Annotated in this window: 10 protein-coding genes; 3 read left to right on the top strand and 7 right to left on the bottom strand. The window is 69.6% G+C overall.

The genetic code is table 11. From position 1 onward, the window contains the following. The first annotated feature begins 87 nt into the window (after positions 1–87). Positions 88–3096, top strand: coding sequence for a carbohydrate binding domain-containing protein (locus ABZY45_RS31135; protein WP_356745383.1), 3009 nt, complete (start codon positions 88–90; stop codon positions 3094–3096). A 227-nt stretch (positions 3097–3323) separates the two neighbouring features. Here ABZY45_RS31135 and ABZY45_RS31130 read toward each other — a convergent pair whose 3' ends face one another. From ABZY45_RS31130 to ABZY45_RS31105, 6 genes are all read right to left on the bottom strand, one after another. Next, positions 3324–4388 carry an aldose epimerase family protein gene (locus tag ABZY45_RS31130; protein WP_356745381.1) on the bottom strand — a complete coding sequence of 355 codons (1065 nt, stop codon included), beginning with the start codon at positions 4386–4388 and terminating at the stop codon, positions 3324–3326. Continuing rightward, a complete protein-coding gene (locus tag ABZY45_RS31125) occupies positions 4388–5425 on the bottom strand; it encodes a LacI family DNA-binding transcriptional regulator (RefSeq protein WP_356745379.1) in 1038 nt (345 codons plus the stop codon). The genes ABZY45_RS31130 and ABZY45_RS31125 overlap by 1 nt, the downstream gene beginning before the upstream one ends. A gap of 65 nt (positions 5426–5490) precedes the next feature. Beyond that, on the bottom strand, positions 5491–6540 hold the full coding sequence (locus tag ABZY45_RS31120; RefSeq protein WP_356745377.1) for an ABC transporter permease: 1050 nt from the start codon (positions 6538–6540) through the stop codon (positions 5491–5493). Next, positions 6537–7535 carry an ABC transporter permease gene (locus ABZY45_RS31115; protein ID WP_356745375.1) on the bottom strand — a complete coding sequence of 333 codons (999 nt, stop codon included), beginning with the start codon at positions 7533–7535 and terminating at the stop codon, positions 6537–6539. The genes ABZY45_RS31120 and ABZY45_RS31115 overlap by 4 nt, the downstream gene beginning before the upstream one ends. Then, complete coding sequence (locus ABZY45_RS31110; RefSeq protein WP_356745373.1) at positions 7532–9139, bottom strand: sugar ABC transporter ATP-binding protein; 1608 nt, start codon at positions 9137–9139, stop codon at positions 7532–7534. Before ABZY45_RS31110 ends, ABZY45_RS31115 begins: the two co-directional genes overlap by 4 nt. 102 nt (positions 9140–9241) lie before the next feature. Then, positions 9242–10327 carry an ABC transporter substrate-binding protein gene (locus ABZY45_RS31105; protein ID WP_356745371.1) on the bottom strand — a complete coding sequence of 362 codons (1086 nt, stop codon included), beginning with the start codon at positions 10325–10327 and terminating at the stop codon, positions 9242–9244. Positions 10328–10803: 476 nt separating this feature from the next. On the opposite strand from ABZY45_RS31105, the gene ABZY45_RS31100 reads away from it, so the two are divergent. Then, entirely contained in the window at positions 10804–13248 is a 2445-nt protein-coding gene (locus tag ABZY45_RS31100; protein ID WP_356745369.1) for an RICIN domain-containing protein, read from the top strand. Positions 13249–13329: 81 nt separating this feature from the next. Then, positions 13330–15681, top strand: a complete 2352-nt coding sequence (locus tag ABZY45_RS31095; protein ID WP_356745367.1) for an AbfB domain-containing protein — start codon at positions 13330–13332, stop codon at positions 15679–15681. Between the two features lie 88 nt (positions 15682–15769). Here ABZY45_RS31095 and ABZY45_RS31090 read toward each other — a convergent pair whose 3' ends face one another. Then, the gene (locus ABZY45_RS31090; protein ID WP_356745365.1) at positions 15770–16609 is read right to left on the bottom strand and encodes a phytanoyl-CoA dioxygenase family protein; all 840 of its coding nucleotides are present in this window, start codon (positions 16607–16609) and stop codon (positions 15770–15772) included. Positions 16610–16722: the final 113 nt, after the last annotated feature.

Here is a 16722-nt window from a genome sequence, read left to right as displayed (position 1 = left end):
GGCGGGATCCTCGCAGCCGCTCCCGGAACGGCTGCGCTGTCGGCAGCCGCGGCCCCCCGCCCGCGGCCCTCCCCTGGAGACACACCCATGAGACGCATGCCTTTCCGGCTGCTCGGACGCCTGACAGCGGCGGCTGTGGCAGCCCTGGTCCTGACGGGACTCCTGACTCCGGCGGCCGACCCCCCAGGCACGGGGTCCGCAGTCCCCGCCGCCGCCTCGGAGTCCACCGCCACGATCTTCTACTACACGAAGACCAAGAACTGGTCCGCGTACCGGCTGCACTACGCTCCGGACGGCGGCTCATGGACAGCCGTGCCCGGCGTGGCCATGGAGGCCGCCTGTACGGACTGGGTGAAGCGGACCGTCAGCCTGGGCAGTGCCTCCGGCCTGGCCGCGACCTTCAACAACGGCTCAGGCGTCTGGGACAACAACGCCGGCAACAACTACGGCCTGGGCACCGGCACCATCACCGTCAAGGACGGGGTGGTGGCCCACAGCGACCCCTGCGCGGACTCGGGCACGGAGCCCGGCGAGGCGCACACCGCGTCGGTCTACTACTCGACCGCGACCGTCGGCTGGACGACCACCAACCTGCACTACCAGCCGGCCGGCGGGGCCTGGACCACCGTGCCCGGCGTGGGCATGGAGCCCGCCTGCACCGGCTGGGTGAAGAAGTCCGTGGACCTGGGGACCGCCGCCTCCATGCTGGCTACCTTCAACAACGGCAACGGCGTCTGGGACAACAACGGCGGCAGCAACTACACGGTCCCTGACGGGCTGTCCACGGTGAAGGGCGGGAAGGTCACCACTCGCGCCGAGGATCCGTGCGAGGCCGCCGCGCCGGACACCCAGGCGCCCAGCGCTCCCACGAAGGTCGCCGCGGGTGCCGACGGCGTCTCCGTCGTCCTGACCTGGGAGCCCTCCACCGATGACCGTGGCGTGACGAAGTACCAGGTCACGCGTACGGGCGGCACCAAGGGCACGGTGGTGACCGACATCGGCTCCACCGTCTTCTCTGACACCGGCCTGGAGGCGAAGACGGCGTACAGCTACACCGTCAAGGCCGTGGACGCCGCCGGGAACGTGTCGGCCGCCTCGGCCGCCGCTACCGCGACCACCGGAGAGAAGCCCACCGCCCCCGCCTCCGGCAAGCCGCTGGGCACCGACCCCCGCAAGGACCCGATCTACTTCGTGCTCACCGCCCGCTTCAACGACGGTGACACCACGAACAACCGGGGCGGCAGCCAGCACACGAAGTCAGGCAACGCGGCCAACGACGACCCCATGTTCCGGGGCGACTTCAAGGGCCTGGTCGGCAAACTCGACTACATCAAGGGCCTCGGGATGTCGGCGATCTGGATCACGCCGGTCGTGCTCAACCGGTCGGACTACGACTACCACGGCTACCACGGCTACGACTTCTACGAGGTCGACTCCCGGCTGGAGTCCGCCGGTGCCTCCTACCAGGACCTCATCGACGCGGCCCACGCCAAGGGCATGAAGATCTACCAGGACGTCGTCTACAACCACTCCTCGCGCTGGGGCGCCAAGGGCCTGTTCACGCCCAAGGTCTACGGGGTCCGCGACGCGCAGTGGAGCTGGTACTACGACGAGAAGAACGAGGGCTTCGAGTACGACGGCCTGACCGTCGAGACCAAGTCCGGGAAGTCGTACTACAACGGCGACCTCTGGTCCACGGCTGAGCCGTCGGGCAACACCTGCGTCAACTGGGGGACTCCCACCGGGGCCACCTCCCCGGAGGGCTACCGCATCTACAACTGCCAGTGGCCGAACCCCACTTCGGGCATGTTCCCGAAGGCGTACTACCACAAGTGCTGGATCGGCAACTGGGAGGGCGAGGATTCGCGCAGCTGCTGGCTGCACGAGGACCTCGCCGATTTCAACACCGAGAGCACGCCCGTGCAGAACTACCTGATCGGCGCCTACGACAAGTACATCGACATGGGCGTCGACGGCTTCCGGGTCGACACCGCCGTGCACATCCCCCGAACCACCTGGAACCGCCGTTTCCTGCCGGCCATCCAGGAACGGGTCACCCAGCAGTTCGGAGCCGAGGCCGCGAAGAACTTCTTCGTGTTCGGCGAGGTGGCGGCCTTCGTCAACGACAAGTGGAACCGTGGCTCGGTGAACCACTCGGCGCAGTTCTACACCTGGAAGGAGCGAAAGGAGTACAGCGCGGACGACGAGAAGGCCGCGCTGGAGATGTACGACTACGAGCAGCAGCAGGGCACCGGCTCCCAGCCGACGTCCACCAACGCCTTCCTGAACGGGAACGCCTACCACACCCCGGACCACAGCAGGTTCTCCGGAATGAACGTCATCGACATGCGCATGCACATGAACTTCGGTGACGCCGGCAACGCGTACAGCAACGGCAAGGACTCCGACGACAGTTACAACGACGCCACGTACAACGTGGTGTACGTCGACAGTCACGACTACGGCCCCAACAAGAGCAGCGAGCGTTACGCGGGCGGGACCGATGCCTGGGCCGAGAACATGTCGCTGATGTGGACCTTCCGGGGCATCCCCACGCTCTACTACGGCTCCGAGATCGAGTTCCAGGCCGGGAAGAAGATCGACTGCGGGCCCAGCTGTCCGCTGGCAACGACAGGACGGGCGTACTACGGGGCCCATCTCACCGGTGACGTCAAGGCGTCCGGCTTCGGCACGGTCGAGTCCGCGACCGGCGCGGTGGCCGACACCCTGGCGAAGCCGCTGGTCAAGCACGTGCAGCGGCTCAACCAGATCCGACGTGCTGTCCCGGCCCTCCAGATGGGGCAGTACTCCACCGAGGGCATCTCCGGCTCGATGGCGTACAAACGCCGCTACACCGATGCGGCGAGCGGCACCGACAGCTTCGCGCTGGTGACGGTCACGGGCAGCGCCACGTACACGGGTATCCCCAACGGCACCTACAAGGACGCCGTCACCGGGGACCCCCGGGTGGTGACGGGCGGCACCCTCGCCGTCCCGGCCCCGGGCAAGGGCAATCTGCGGGTCTACGTCCTCGACCTCGGCGGCAGGAACGCGGCCCCGGGGAAGATCGGGACGGCAGGTCCGTATCTGAAGTGAGCCAGGGGTGTGACGGACGCGCCGCGCGCGGGTCCGTCACACCGAGGGTCTCGCGCCCGGATCAGGCCCTGCCCGATCCGTGCGCGAGGCCCTGTCCCCCGCTTCAGGTCCTCGAGATAGGTGTGAATTCCTGTCCGGGTGGACTCAGAAGCTCGGCGCATGGACATCTCCCTGGTGGTCAGCGGGTCGAGGAATTACAGCGGCCGGCCGTGAGGGGCGGCAATCGATTAGTTCTTCAGGTGCGGGAAGCGCAGTTCGGTGCGGCTGTGGGCGCTTTCGCCGGGGCGCAGCACGGCGCTGGGCAGTTCGGGCCGGTTGGGCGAGTCGGGCAGGCGCTGGGTCTCCAGGCAGACCGAGCCGTGCCGTTGGTGACGGCGGCCGGTGGCGTCGGTGAAGGAGCCGTCGAGCTGGTTGGCGGTGTAGACCTGGATGCCGGGCTCCGTCGTCCACACCTCCATGACCCGGGCGGAGTCCGGAGCGGTGAGCCGTGCGGCGCGGCGGAGACCGCCGCCGGAGTCCCGCAGGACCCAGCAGTGGTCGAAGCCGCCCGCGTCACGCAGCTGTCCGTCGTCGTGGCCGAGGCGTTCGCCCAGGACGCGGGGGGTCGTGAGATCGAAGGGGGTGCCCCGGACCTCGTCCTGGGGCCCCAGGGGTATGCCCTCCCCGTCGACCGGCAGATAGGTCTCGGCGTCGACCTCCAGGCTGTGCCCGAGGACGTCGCCGTGGCCGGCCAGGTCGAAGTAGGCGTGGTTGGTGAGGTTGACGACCGTGGGCCGGTCGGTGAGGCAGGTGTAGTCGATGGCCAGGGTGCCGGCGGTGTCGAGAGTGTAGGTGACGGTGCTGTCCAGCGCCCCGGGGAAGCCCATGTCACCGTCGGGGCTGTGCAGGGTGAGCCGGACGGAGACGCTGTCGTCGGCGTGTTCCGGGGTGGCGTCCCAGATCTTGGTGTGGAAACCCTCGGGGCCGCCGTGCAGGGCGTGGCCGCGGTCGTTGGCGGGGATGTGGTGCTCGGTCCCGTCGAGGGTGAAGCGGCCGTGCGCGATGCGGTTGGCGTAGCGGCCCACGATCGCGCCGAAGTACGGGTGCTTGGCCGTGTAGTCGTCGAGGGTCGCGAGCGAACGGACGACGGAGGCGGTGGTGCCCGTGGTGTCGGGGACGTCGAGGCGGTGCAGGGAGGCCCCGTAGGTGAGTACGTCGGCCTGGACTCCCGTACCGCTGTCGAGGGTCCACAGGTGGGTCGGTGACCCCTGCACGGAGCCGAAGGGGGTGCTGTGCACGGTGGGGCGCGGCATCAGAGATCCTCTGTGGGGCCGGAGTGGGGCCCGGGCGTGGTGGATTCGCGGACGACGAGGCGGTAGCCCGGGCGTGGCCTGCGGGGTTCCTTCACGGCTTCGCCCGAGAGCCGTGCGACGAGGCTGTCGACGGCGAGGCGGGCGATGGCCTCCTTGTCCGGGGCGATGGTGGTGAGTGTGGTGGAGGTGTAGCGGCACTCCTCGATGTCGTCGAAGCCGACCACGGCGATGTCCTCGGGGATGCGCAGTCCGCGTTCGCCGATGGTCCGCATCGCGCCGATCGCGATGAGGTCGTTGTAGGCGAAGACGGCGTCGGGGCGCTCTCCCCGGTCCAGGAGTTCGGCCATCGCGGTGGCGCCGTCCTCCCGGCCGTAGCCGTCGGTGACGACGACGAGGGATTCGTCCGGTTCGATGCCGGCGGCGGTGAGTTCCTCGCGCCAGCCGCGCAGCCGCAGGTGCGCGGGCTGGCGTTCGCGGCCGGTGCGTGAACCGAGGAAGGCGATACGGCGGTTGCCCTGTCCGACGAGGTGACGCACCGCCGCCCGGGCCGCCGCCACGTTGTCGATGGCGATGTGGTCGTACGGCGCCTCGTACTCCCGCTCGCCCAGCAGGACCAGGGGCGCCGTCTCGGTGCGCGCCATGAGGTCCTCGGTCTCCAGATGGATGGGGCTGAGGATGAGGCCGTCGATCACGTGCGAGCGGAATCCCTGGCTGACCAGGAGCTCCTTCTCCCGGAGGCCGGCGGTGTGGTCGACCAGGACGGTGTAGTCGTGTCGGGCCGCGGCGTCGATGACGGCTCCGGCGAGTTCGGCGAAGTACGGGTTGCCGAATTCGGGGACGGCGAGGGCGATGATGCCGGTGCGGCCCTTGCGCAGGTGACGGGCGGTGAGGTTCGGCCGGTAGCCGAGTTCGTCGATCGCCTGTTGCACCTTGGCGCGCATGGCTGGTGTGACGTGCTGATAGTTGTTCACCACGTTCGACACGGTCTTGATGGACACGCCCGCCCGTTGTGCAACGTCCTTGAGGCTGACGCCCACGGCACTCCTTGGTTCGGCTCGGCTCGGCTTGGTCTGTGGTCCGGCCCTCGGCGGGCGGCTCGTCGTCAGGTGCTTCTGCGACTGCGCGCCAGATAGCGCTGGGCCACCACCACAACGATAAGGAAACCTCCGCTGACCACCGACTGGTAGGAGGAGTTGAGCGAGCCGATCTGGTTGATCAGGTTCTGGATGACGGCCAGCAGCAGGACACCCCAGAGCGTGCCGCTGATCGACCCGGCCCCGCCGATGAGCAGGGTGCCGCCGATGACGACGGCGGAGATCGCGTCGAGTTCCATGCCCACACCGACGATGGTGACGCCGGAGGAGAGCCTGGCCGCGTTGAGGGCGCCGGCGAGTCCGGCGAGCAGGCCGCTGAGTGTGTAGACGAGGATCTTCGTGCGTGCGACCGGCAGGCCCATCAGGGTGGCCGCGTCGCTGCTGCCGCCGACGGCGAAGAGCGTCTGCCCGAACGAGGTGCGCTGGAGGACGATCCCGCCTGCTCCGAAGAGCACCAGCGCGATCAGGATCGGGTAGCCGAACCCCCAGACGCTGCCCTGGCCGAGCTCGCCGAAGGCTGAGCCCTTGGGCACCAGGTAGGTGGTGGCGCCCTCGTCGGTGAGGGCCAGGAGCAGGCCGCGCGCACCCAGCAGGGTGGCCAGGGTGACGATGAACGGCGCCATGTTGCCCCGGGCGATCAGCAGCCCGTTGAGCAGGCCGATCGCGCCGCAGACGAGGAGTGGCAGCAGCAGGGCGGCGAGGATGCCCCATTGGGAGGCCCAGGCCGCGAGGACCCCGCCGAGGGCGAAGACCGATCCGACGGACAGGTCGATGCCGCCGGTGATGATGACCATCGTCATGCCTAGCGCGACCACGGCGAGGAAGGACGCCTGGATGGTGACACCGCGCGCGTTGTCCAGGGTGGCGAAGCTCGGGTAGATGAACGAGGCGGCGATCACCACGGTCAGCAGGACGGCGAGGACGCCCTGGCGTTGCAGGAGTTCGGTGACGCGCTGCCGGCCGCTCTGCTCGGGTCCGTCCGAGGGGCGGGGCGCGGTCGATTTCCGTGGTGCCGCGGCCGGGGCCGGGGCGACGGTGACGGGCTTGGTTTCGTTCATCGGGACCGACGCTCCCGGGCGACGTAGACGGCGGCGATGATGATGGCCGCCTGGGCGATCTGTGCGGTGGAGTCGGGCAGGTCGTGCTTGACGAGGGTGGCGCGCAGCAGCTGCATCAGCAGGGCGCCCGCCACGGTGCCGAGAACCCGGACGGATCCCCCGTTGAGGGGCGTGCCGCCGACCACGACCGCCGTGATGGCGGAGAGTTCCATGAGGGTGCCGAGCGAGGAGGGGTCGCTCGCTGTCAGCCTGGCCGTGGCCAGGATTCCGGCCAGCGCGGCGAGCACTCCGCAGAGCACGTAGACGCCGATGAGGACCCGCTTGACGGGCAGCCCCGCGAGCGCGGCGGCCGAGCGGTTGCCTCCGACTGCGACGATCTGCCGGCCGAACGTGGTGCGCTGCACCAGGAAGGCGACGGCGACGGCCAGTACGCCGGCGATCAGGACGACCAGCGGTATGCCGAGGAAGGAACCGGTGCCCAGCGACAGCAGGTCGGGGTTGACGATCTGCTTGAGCTGGCCGTCGGCCATGACCAGGGCCAGTCCCCGGCCCCCGACGAACAGGGCGAGTGTGGCGACGATGGGCTGGAGTCCGACGAGGGAGACCAGAGCGCCGTTGACCGCTCCGACGACCGCGCCTGCCAGCAGCGCGACGACGAGCGCGGGCACGAGCCCGTATCCGAGGTAGAGAGGGAGGAACGCGGCGGCGAGCGCCATGGTCGAGCCGACGGACAGGTCGACGCCCTCGGTGCCGATGACCAGGGCCATGCCGAGGGCGACGATGACGATCGGCGCCACCTGGACGAGCTGGGTGCGGAAGTTGTCGGTGGTCATGAAGTGGTCGGTGAACAGCGCGTTGAAGAGCAGCACCACGGCCACGGCCACATAGACGCCGTACCTCTGGTACCAGGCGGGATCACGCAGCCTGGCCAGGGGGTTCGCGGGCTTGTGCGGGGTGTCGCCCTTCGTGGGCGGGGCGACGGCGGTCTGGGTCATCGGAGGTCCTCCTGGGCGGCCGGGGCCCTGTCCGCCGGCTGCGGTGCGTGGTCGGCGAGCACTTCGAGCAGCCGGTCCTCGGCCACGTCGTCGCCGGACAGCTCGCCGGCGACGGCTCCGCCGCGCAGGACGACGATCCGGTCGGCGCCCTCGATGAGTTCCTCGATGTCCGAGGAGATGAGCAGGACGGCGAGGCCTTCGCGCGCGAGGTCGTCGATGAGGCTCTGGACCTCGGCCTTGGCTCCGACGTCGATGCCCCGGGTGGGTTCGTCGAGCAGCAGGACCTTGGGTTCCAGACACAGCCAGCGAGCCAGCAGGACCTTCTGCTGGTTGCCTCCGGAGAGCTCGCCCACCTTCTGTTCGGGGCTCGACGCCTTGATCCGCAGGCGCTTCATGAAGATGTCGACGATCCGGTCCTGCTTCGCGCGCGAGACGACACCGGCCCGGGAGAGACGGGGCATGGCGGCCAGCACGATGTTCTCGCGCACGGAGAGACCCGGGACGATCCCCTCGGCCTTGCGGTCCTCGGGCAGCAGGCTGATGCCTGCCCGTATGGCGGCGGCCGGGGTGAGGCGCTTCAACGGGACCCCGTCCACCGCGATTTCGCCCCCGTCCAGAGGCAGCGCGCCGGACAGCGCCTTCGCCGTCTCGCTGCGGCCGGAGCCCAGCAGCCCGCCGAGGCCGAGCACCTCACCCGCGTACAGCGACACGGATATGTCGTGGAGCTGGAGGCGGCTGGTGAGCCCGGTCGCGGTGAGGACGGGCGTGCGGGCCGCTTCGTGGCCCTCGGCGGCGAAGCTGGTGACGCCCGAACGGCGCACCTCGGAGAGGTCGCGGCCGAGCATCATCGACACGAGCTGCATCCGGTCGAGGTCCGCCAGGTCGCCGGTGTGGATGTGGCGGCCGTCGCGGAGGACGGTGACCCGGTCGCAGATCCGGTAGAGCTCGTCCATGCGGTGGCTGACGTAGAGGACGGCGATGCCCTGGTCACGCAGGTTGCCGATGACCCGGAAAAGGGTCTCCACCTCGCGCGGTTCGAGCGAGGAGGTGGGTTCGTCCATGATGACGACCTGGGCGTTGACGGACACGGCCCGGGCGAGGGCGACCATCTGCTGCGTGCCGATGCCGAGGGTGTGCAGGGGGCGGCGCGGATCGACGCGTACGCCGAAACCGTCGAGCAGCTCGCTCGTCTCCCTGTGCATGCGGGTGAAGTCGATGAGGCCGACGCGGTTCCTGGGTTCGCGGCCGAGGAAGATGTTGCGCGCCACGCTCATGAGCGGGACGAGGTTGACTTCCTGGTAGATCGTGGAGATCCCGGCCTGCTGCGCCTCGAACGGGCGGGCGAACCTGACCGGTTCGCCGGCCATCCGCAGTTCGCCACCGTCCGGCCGGTACACACCGGTCAGCACCTTGATGAGGGTGGACTTGCCCGCGCCGTTCTCCCCGACCAGTGCGTGGGTCTCCCCCGCGCGCAGGGAGAAGGAGACGTCGTCGAGGGCGACGACGCCGGGGAACCGTTTGCTCACCGAGCGGGCTTCGAGCACGCCGGAGGCCGTGGCGGCGGCCTCCGCGGGTGCGTGAGGTGTTGCTTCGGGTGGTGCCATGGGTCTTCTTGGCCTTCCGCTGTCCAAGGGGGGAGGGCCCAAGGCCGCCGTGGCCCGGTGCGGGCGGCCACGGCGGCGGGGGCCGGTGGGTTCAGGCGCGGATCAGTACGCCCCGCCGAGCGATTCCTTGGCGTTGGTCTCGTCGTAGGCACGGTCGGAGATGATGACGTTCTCGGGGATCTCCTCGCCGCCGTAGAACTTCTGGGCCGTGGCGAAGGCCAGCGGCCCGAAGCGCGGGTTGGACTCGATGACGGCGTTGTACTCGCCGTTGACCAAGGCCTGGACGGCGTTGCGGGTGCCGTCGACCGAGACGATCTTGACGTCCTTGCCGGGCTTCTTGCCGGCGGCCTTCAGGGCGGTGACGGCACCGAGGCCCATCTCGTCGTTCTCCGCGTAGACGGCGGTGATCTCCGGCTTGGACTGGATGAGCTGTTCCATGACCTGCTGGCCCTTGTCGCGGGCGAACTCGCCGGTCTGCTGGGCGACGATCTCGATGCCGGGGGCCTCGGCCGCGATCTGGTCGACGAAGCCCTTGGTCCGGTCGGTGGTCACGTTGTTGCCGGAGGCACCGAGGAGGATCGCCACCTTGCCCTTGCCGCCGGTCGCCTTGATCATCGCGTCGGCCGCCCGCTTGCCCTGCTCGACGAAGTCGGAGCCGAGGAAGGCCACGTAGTCCTCGCAGGCCTTGGAGTTGACCTTGCGGTCGATGGTGAGGACGGGGACCTTCTTCGCCGCGGCGGCCTTGAGCGCGGGCTCCAGGCCGTCGGAGTTCAGCGGGGCGATGATGAGGAACTGCGCGCCCTGGGAGAGCATGTCCTGGATGTCGCTGATCTGCTTGGACAGCTGGGACTGCGCGTTGGTGGTGAGCAGCTTCTTGACGCCGATCCTGGCGGCCTCGTCCTTGATGGACTGGGTCTCGGCGATGCGGAACGGGTTGGCCTCCTTCTCCGACTGGGAGAAGCCGACCACCGCGTCCTTGAGGTCGATCTTGGGCGCGCCGTAGCTCTGCAGCGAGCAGCCGGGGCCGGAGGCGGCCTCGGGGGACTTGGCCGCCTGTGCGCCCTGGCTGCTGTCACCGCCCGCGCTGTTCGTGGTCTCCGACTTGGAGCAGCCGGAAACGGCCAGCGTGGCGGTGGCGGCAAGCAGGCAGGCCGCGGCGAGGGTACGGGATCGACGCTGGGTCATCATGCGCGGGACGCTCCTTGGCGAGGTGACGGCACACCGTTCGGCGTGTGGTCAGGCATGGCGGGACGGCACGTCAGCCGCTCGGCGGCGGATGACGCTGACTCCCTCACGACCCGCTTCCAGCTGCGGAAACTTCGGTCATGAGGGCCTTGGGCGGCCTCTCGGCGGCTCGGTTTACAACGTTATATAAGCAAGGCGGCGGAAGCGGCAAGAGAGTTGCCGCTGCGTTTCCAAACTGTGTCACCCGGCGACCGGGGTCTTCGGCGCGCACGGCGGGACCCCGCAAGGCAACAGGTGCTGCGCCACCCCTGGACACTGACTTGACCGCGTGCTGTCATACCGCCGACATCAATTTTGCAACGTTGGAAGAACGGTGCCGCGTCATCAGGCCGGACGCGGCAGCCACCTTCGTCATGCGCCGGCCCGGTCCGGGTCGGTCGCCTCTCCCTGTCCTGCAGAGCAGAAGCGGAGTCCCCACGATGCCCCTGGACCGCAGACAACTCGTGACCGGCGCTCTGGTCACCGCCGCCGCGACCACCGCGGCAGGCCGCTGGGCCACCACGGCGACCGCCGCCGACGGCGTGGCGGCACCGTCGCGCGGAGGCCACTACTCCCCCAGCGCCGCCCCGCTGCACCCGACGGCGTTCCTCAGGCTGCCGCCGGGGCGGGTCACACCCCGGGGCTGGCTCGCCGGCCAGCTCAGGCTCCAGCTGGACGGACTCTGCGGCCGCTACGAGGAGTTCTCGCACTTCCTCGACTTCCAGGCCTCCGGATGGGTCCGCCCCGACCGGGCAGGCTGGGAGGAGGTCCCCTACTGGCTCAGGGGATACGCCGACCTCGCGATCGTCACCGGGGACGCGACGGCGTTGGCCGCCACGCGCAGATGGATCGACGCGATCCTGACCACACAGCAGTCCGACGGTTTCTTCGGCCCGAAGTCCCTGCGTACCTCGCTGAACGGCGGCCCGGACTTCTGGCCCTTCCTGCCCCTGATCCAGGCACTGCGCTCCTGGCAGGAGTACGACGGCGACACCCGGATCATCCCGTTCCTCAGCAGGTTCTTCCGCTACATGAACGCGCAGGGCCCCGGGGCGTTCGACACCAGCTGGATCGCGCTGCGCTGGGGCGACGGCCTCGACAGCGTGTACTGGCTGTTCAACCGCACCGGCGACACCTTCCTGCTCGATCTCGCCGACAAGATCCACCGGTACGGCGCCGACTGGGGCGACAACCTGGTCGACCCGCACAACGTCAACATCGCGCAGGGCTTCCGCGAGCCCGCCCAGTACGCCCTGCGCAGCGGCTCGCCGCAGGACACCCGGGACACGTACGGGACCTACGCCAAGGCCATGGCCCTGTACGGGCAGTTCCCCGGTGGCGGCTTCGCCGGGGACGAGAAGGCCCGGCCGGGACACGGCGACCCCCGGCAGGGCTTCGAGACCTGCGGGATCGTGGAGTTCATGGCGAGTCACCAGTTGCTCACCCGGATCACCGGCGACCCGCTGTGGGCGGACCGCTGCGAGGAGCTCGCCTTCAACTCGCTGCCCGCCTCGCTGGACCCGTCGGGAAAGGCGATCCACTACGTCACCAGCGCGAACAGCGTCGACCTGGACAACGTGCCCAAGCGTGACCGGCAGTTCCAGAACGGATTCGCCATGCAGGCTTTCCTGCCCGGCGTCGACCAGTACCGCTGCTGCCCGCACAACTACGGGATGGGCTGGCCCTGCTTCGTCGAGGAGCTCTGGCTCGCGACGCCGGACGGTGGTCTCGCCGCGGCGATGTACGCCGCCTGCGAGGTCACGGCGAAGGTCGCCGACGGCACGGAGGTCACCTTCACCGAGGAGACGGACTACCCCTTCACGGACACGGTCACGCTCTCCCTCACGGCCCCGCGCCCCCTGCGCTTCCCCCTGGCGCTGCGCGTTCCCGCCTGGTGCGCCGAGCCGGACATCAGGGTCAACGGTCAGCGGGTCACCGCCCCGGCCGGCCCCGCCTTCACCCGCATCGAGCGGACCTGGGCCCACGGCGACAAGGTCACACTGCGCTTCCCGCAGCGGACCGTTGTGCGCACCTGGACGGACAACAAGGGCTCGGTCAGCGTGGACCACGGGCCGCTCACGTACTCCCTGCGCATAGGGGAGTCGTACGAGCGCATCGGCGGGACCGAGCAGTTCCCGGAGTACGCCGTCCACGCGACGACTCCGTGGAACTACGGCCTCGTCCTGGACGGGGCCCGCCCGGCCCTCTCCTCGCGCCGCCGTTCCACCCGCCTCACCCCCGGCGACAACCCCTTCACACTCGAGAACACCCCGCTCGTCATGACGGCACGCGCCCGCCGCATCCCGGAGTGGAGCGCCGACGACGAGCACGTGGTGGCGCCACTCCAGCAGAGCCCCGCGCGCAGCGCCGAGCCGGTGGAGGAGGTCACGCTCGTCCCGATGGGAGCCGCCCGGCTGCGGATCACGTCGTTCCCGACAGCGAACCCGGATGCGGCCGCCTGGCTCGCGGACCGGTGGTACCGCATCGGCAACCGGCACTCCGGCAAGGTGCTGGGGGTGGATCTCATGTCGACCGCGAACAGCGCCCACGTCGTCCAGTTCGGGGACACGGGAACGGCCGACCATCTGTGGCGGCTGGTGCCGAACGGCGACGGTTGGTACCGCATCCGCAACCGGCACTCCGGCAAGGTGCTCGGCGTGGACCTCATGTCCACAGCCGACAGCGCCCACGTCGTCCAGTACGACGACAACGACACCGCGGACCACCTCTGGCAGCTCGTGCCCGACGGCGACGGTTGGTACCGCATCCGCAACCGGCACTCCGGCAAGCTGCTCGGCGTGGACCTCATGTCCACAGCCGACAGCGCCCACGTCGTCCAGTACGACGACAACGGCACGGCGGACCATCTCTGGCAGCTGATCTGAGAGCCGGTCCGCGACCCCCATGGACACTTCCCGCGCCGCTCCGGAGCGGGAAGTCCTTCCCTCCGTCGAGGAGATCCCGCAATGACATCCGCATCCGCACCGCGCCCTCGCACCTGGTGGAGACGGTTAGCCGCCGGCACCGGCCTGCTGGCGCTGCTCGCCACCGCACTGGTGGGAGCCGGCACCTCCCCGGCCTCTGCCGCACCCGCCGCCTGGACACCGAAGCCGGCACCCATGTCGACGCCCTGGACCAACCAGGTGCCCGTCGACAACCCTCTTCCGGAATACCCGCGCCCGCAGCTCACCCGCCCCGACTGGGCGAATCTCAACGGCATCTGGGACTTCGCGGTGACCGGCCGTGACGCGGGCCAGCCCGCGGCCTTCACCGAACAGATCAGGGTCCCGTTCGTCGCGGAGTCCTCGCTCTCCGGCATCAAGCGGAAGATCACCGAGAACGACAAGCTCTGGTACAAACGCACCTTCGCCGTGCCGTCGAACTGGAACGGCCGCCGCGTCGTGCTCAACTTCGGCGCGTCCGACTGGCAGAGCACGGTCTGGGTCAACGGCACCCAGGTCGGCGCCCACAAGGGCGGCTTCGACTCCTTCTCGTACGACATCACACCTCAGCTGAACGGCGGTACGAACACCCTCGTCGTCTCCGTCTACGACCCGACGCAGACCGGCGGCCAGGCCGTCGGCAAGCAGCGCATCAACGACGTGAACCCGCACGCGGGCGGCGGGATCTTCTACACCGCCGCCTCGGGCATCTGGCAGACGGTCTGGCTGGAGCCCGTCGCGGCGTCGCACGTCACACGTCTGGACATGACACCGAACCTCGGCAACAGCACCCTGCGCGTGAAGGTGCAGGCGGCCTCCGGGGCCGGCCGGACCGCACGGGTCACCGTGTCCGGCGGCGGCACCGTCGTGGGCACGGCGACCGGGACCCCCGGCAGCGAGATCTCGGTGCCCGTCCCGAGTCCGCGGCTGTGGAGTCCGGAGGACCCGTTCCTGTACGACGTGCGCGCCGAACTCCTGGACGGGACGGCCGTCGTGGACTCGGTGGGCAGCTACGCGGGCATGCGGTCCATCGCGGTGGCGAAGGTCGACAACATCCTGCGCCCGGTCCTCAACGGGAAGTTCGTCTTCCAGACCGGCACGCTCGACCAGGGCTACTGGCCGGACGGCATCTACACGGCTCCCACCGACGCCGCGCTGAAGTCCGATCTCCAGGCGCACAAGGACCTCGGGTTCAACATGGTCCGCAAGCACATCAAGGTGGAGCCGCAGCGCTGGTTCTACTGGGCGGACAAGCTGGGCCTCCTCGTCTGGCAGGACATGCCGGCGATGGACACCGGCAAGACGCCCGACAGTGCGGCACGGGCCCAGTGGGAGGCCGAGTACCACGCGATCATCGACCAGCACCGCAGTTCGCCCTCGGTGGTCATGTGGGTCAACCAGAACGAGGGCTGGGGGCAGTACGACCAGGCCAGGATCGCCGACGAGGTGAAGGCCTACGACCCGTCCCGGCTGGTGAACAACATGAGCGGGGTGAACTGCTGCGGTTCCGTGGACGGCGGCAACGGCGACGTCGTCGACAACCACATCTACGTCGGCCCGGGCAACACCGCGCCCACGGCGACGCGTGCCGCGGTACTCGGCGAGTTCGGCGGCCTGGGCTACAAGGTCTCCGGCCACGAGTGGTACCCGGGCGGCGGCTTCAGCTACGAGGACCAGGCGAGCATCGCCGCGCTGAACAACCGCTTCGTGGGACTGCTCGACGCCATCCGGATCGGCCAGCTGCCGGCGGGGCTCTCCGCCTCGGTCTACACGGAGATCACCGACGTCGAGAACGAGGCGAACGGGCTGCTCACCTATGACCGGCAGGTGGTCAAGGTGGACACCGCCCGGGTGAAGGCCGCCAACCAGGCCCTCATCCAGGCGTCGAGGACGCCGGCGCCGCCGGTCACCCTGCCCACCGGCCAGTACAGGTCCCTCCGGGTCACTACGCCGGGGCACACCACCAAGTACCTGCGCCATTCCGAGGCACTCGCCTACACCGCGGTCGTCGACAGCGGCAGCGGCGCGCTGCTGAAGAACGACGCCACCTGGAAGGTCGTCACGGGCCTGGCGAACAGCAACTGCTATTCGTTCGAGTCCCGCAACTACCCTGGCGAGTACCTTCGCCACCGGGACTTCCGGGTCCGCCGCGACGCGAGCGACGGCTCGGCGCTCTTCAAGGCCGACGCCACCTGGTGCACGGTCGCGGGTTCGGGCGGAGTACGGCTGACGAGCGTCAATCTGCCCGGCAGCTATCTGCGCCACATCGGCTCCGAGGTGTGGCTGGCCACGCCCGGCGGCGGTCATGCCTGGGACAACGCGGCCACCTTCACCGAGGACACCACGTGGGCGGTGGAGGCGCCCTGGGCACCGTGAGGTGAGTACCGGGGTCCGGTTGCCTCCGTGCCGCCGGACCCCTTCCCACCGGGCGTCGCCCCTGACCAGGCCGCCGGGCCCCTTCCCGTCAGGCGTCCCCCATGACGAGGCCCTCGATGGTGTGCTTCTGGACGATGGGCGTCAGCTCCTCCACCACCGGGCAGTGCAGATGGGCCCGGACCCGGCCGGGCAGCGATGCCCAGTACTCCCGTGTGACCGCCATGTCGTGCTGGGCGTCGTTGCCCGCGCCCGGGGCGTCCACGCCCAGCACCAGCACGGGCCGGGGGTCGGGCGAGTGGTTCGCCGTGCCTCGGTGGATCGTCAGGGCGGAGCGGGCGGAGATGTCGCCCCGCTGCGGGTACTTGCGCTCGGCGAGCGCGGTGTAGCGGGGGTAGTCCTCGCGGGGCGGGAACATGGCGTGCCCGAAGCGCGCGTCGTCGTCCCACTGGGTACCCGGCGCGATCTCGAAGGGACCCATGTCCTCGCGCGTGTCGACGGCGGTGAGGTTGAAGGCGAGCGAGGTCAGCCTGCGGTGGTGGCGGGTGGCGTCCGGCATGGGGAAGTCCCGGTGCCAGGGCTGGTTCACGGCCCCTGCCAGTGGCACGTCGAAGCCCAGCTCGACGATCCGGTAGTCGGCGCCGAGGACGGCCTCACACACGCTCCGGACCCACGGGTGGTCGACGAGCTCCACGAAGCCGCGCAACTGCTCGGGGTGGATCTCGACGTAGTAGCGGTGGGGGCCCCTGCCGACGGCTCCGCCCTCCCGGCCGCGGGCCTCGGCGAAGGCGATGTCGATGTCCTCCCGCATCCGGTCGGCCCACTCCGGGGCGAAGGCGCCCCGGTGCGCGGTGATCCCAGCCGTGTACAGGTCCCGAACAGCCGCGTCCGGGTGCGGGACCACAGCGGCGGAGGTGACGGCCTCATGCATGGGAGTGTCCTTTCATCGAGGAGCCGGAGCGCGACAGCCGTGCCTCAGTGGTGTGTCCACCACAGGAAGCGACGTGCGCCGCCACCCATGTTGCAACGTTGCAACCAACGTGG

This window comes from Streptomyces sp. NPDC006516, assembly GCF_040611875.1.
Lineage (GTDB): Bacteria > Actinomycetota > Actinomycetes > Streptomycetales > Streptomycetaceae > Streptomyces.
The sequence above is the reverse complement of the archived record's forward strand: the minus strand, read 5'-3'. Positions and strand labels throughout refer to the sequence as shown.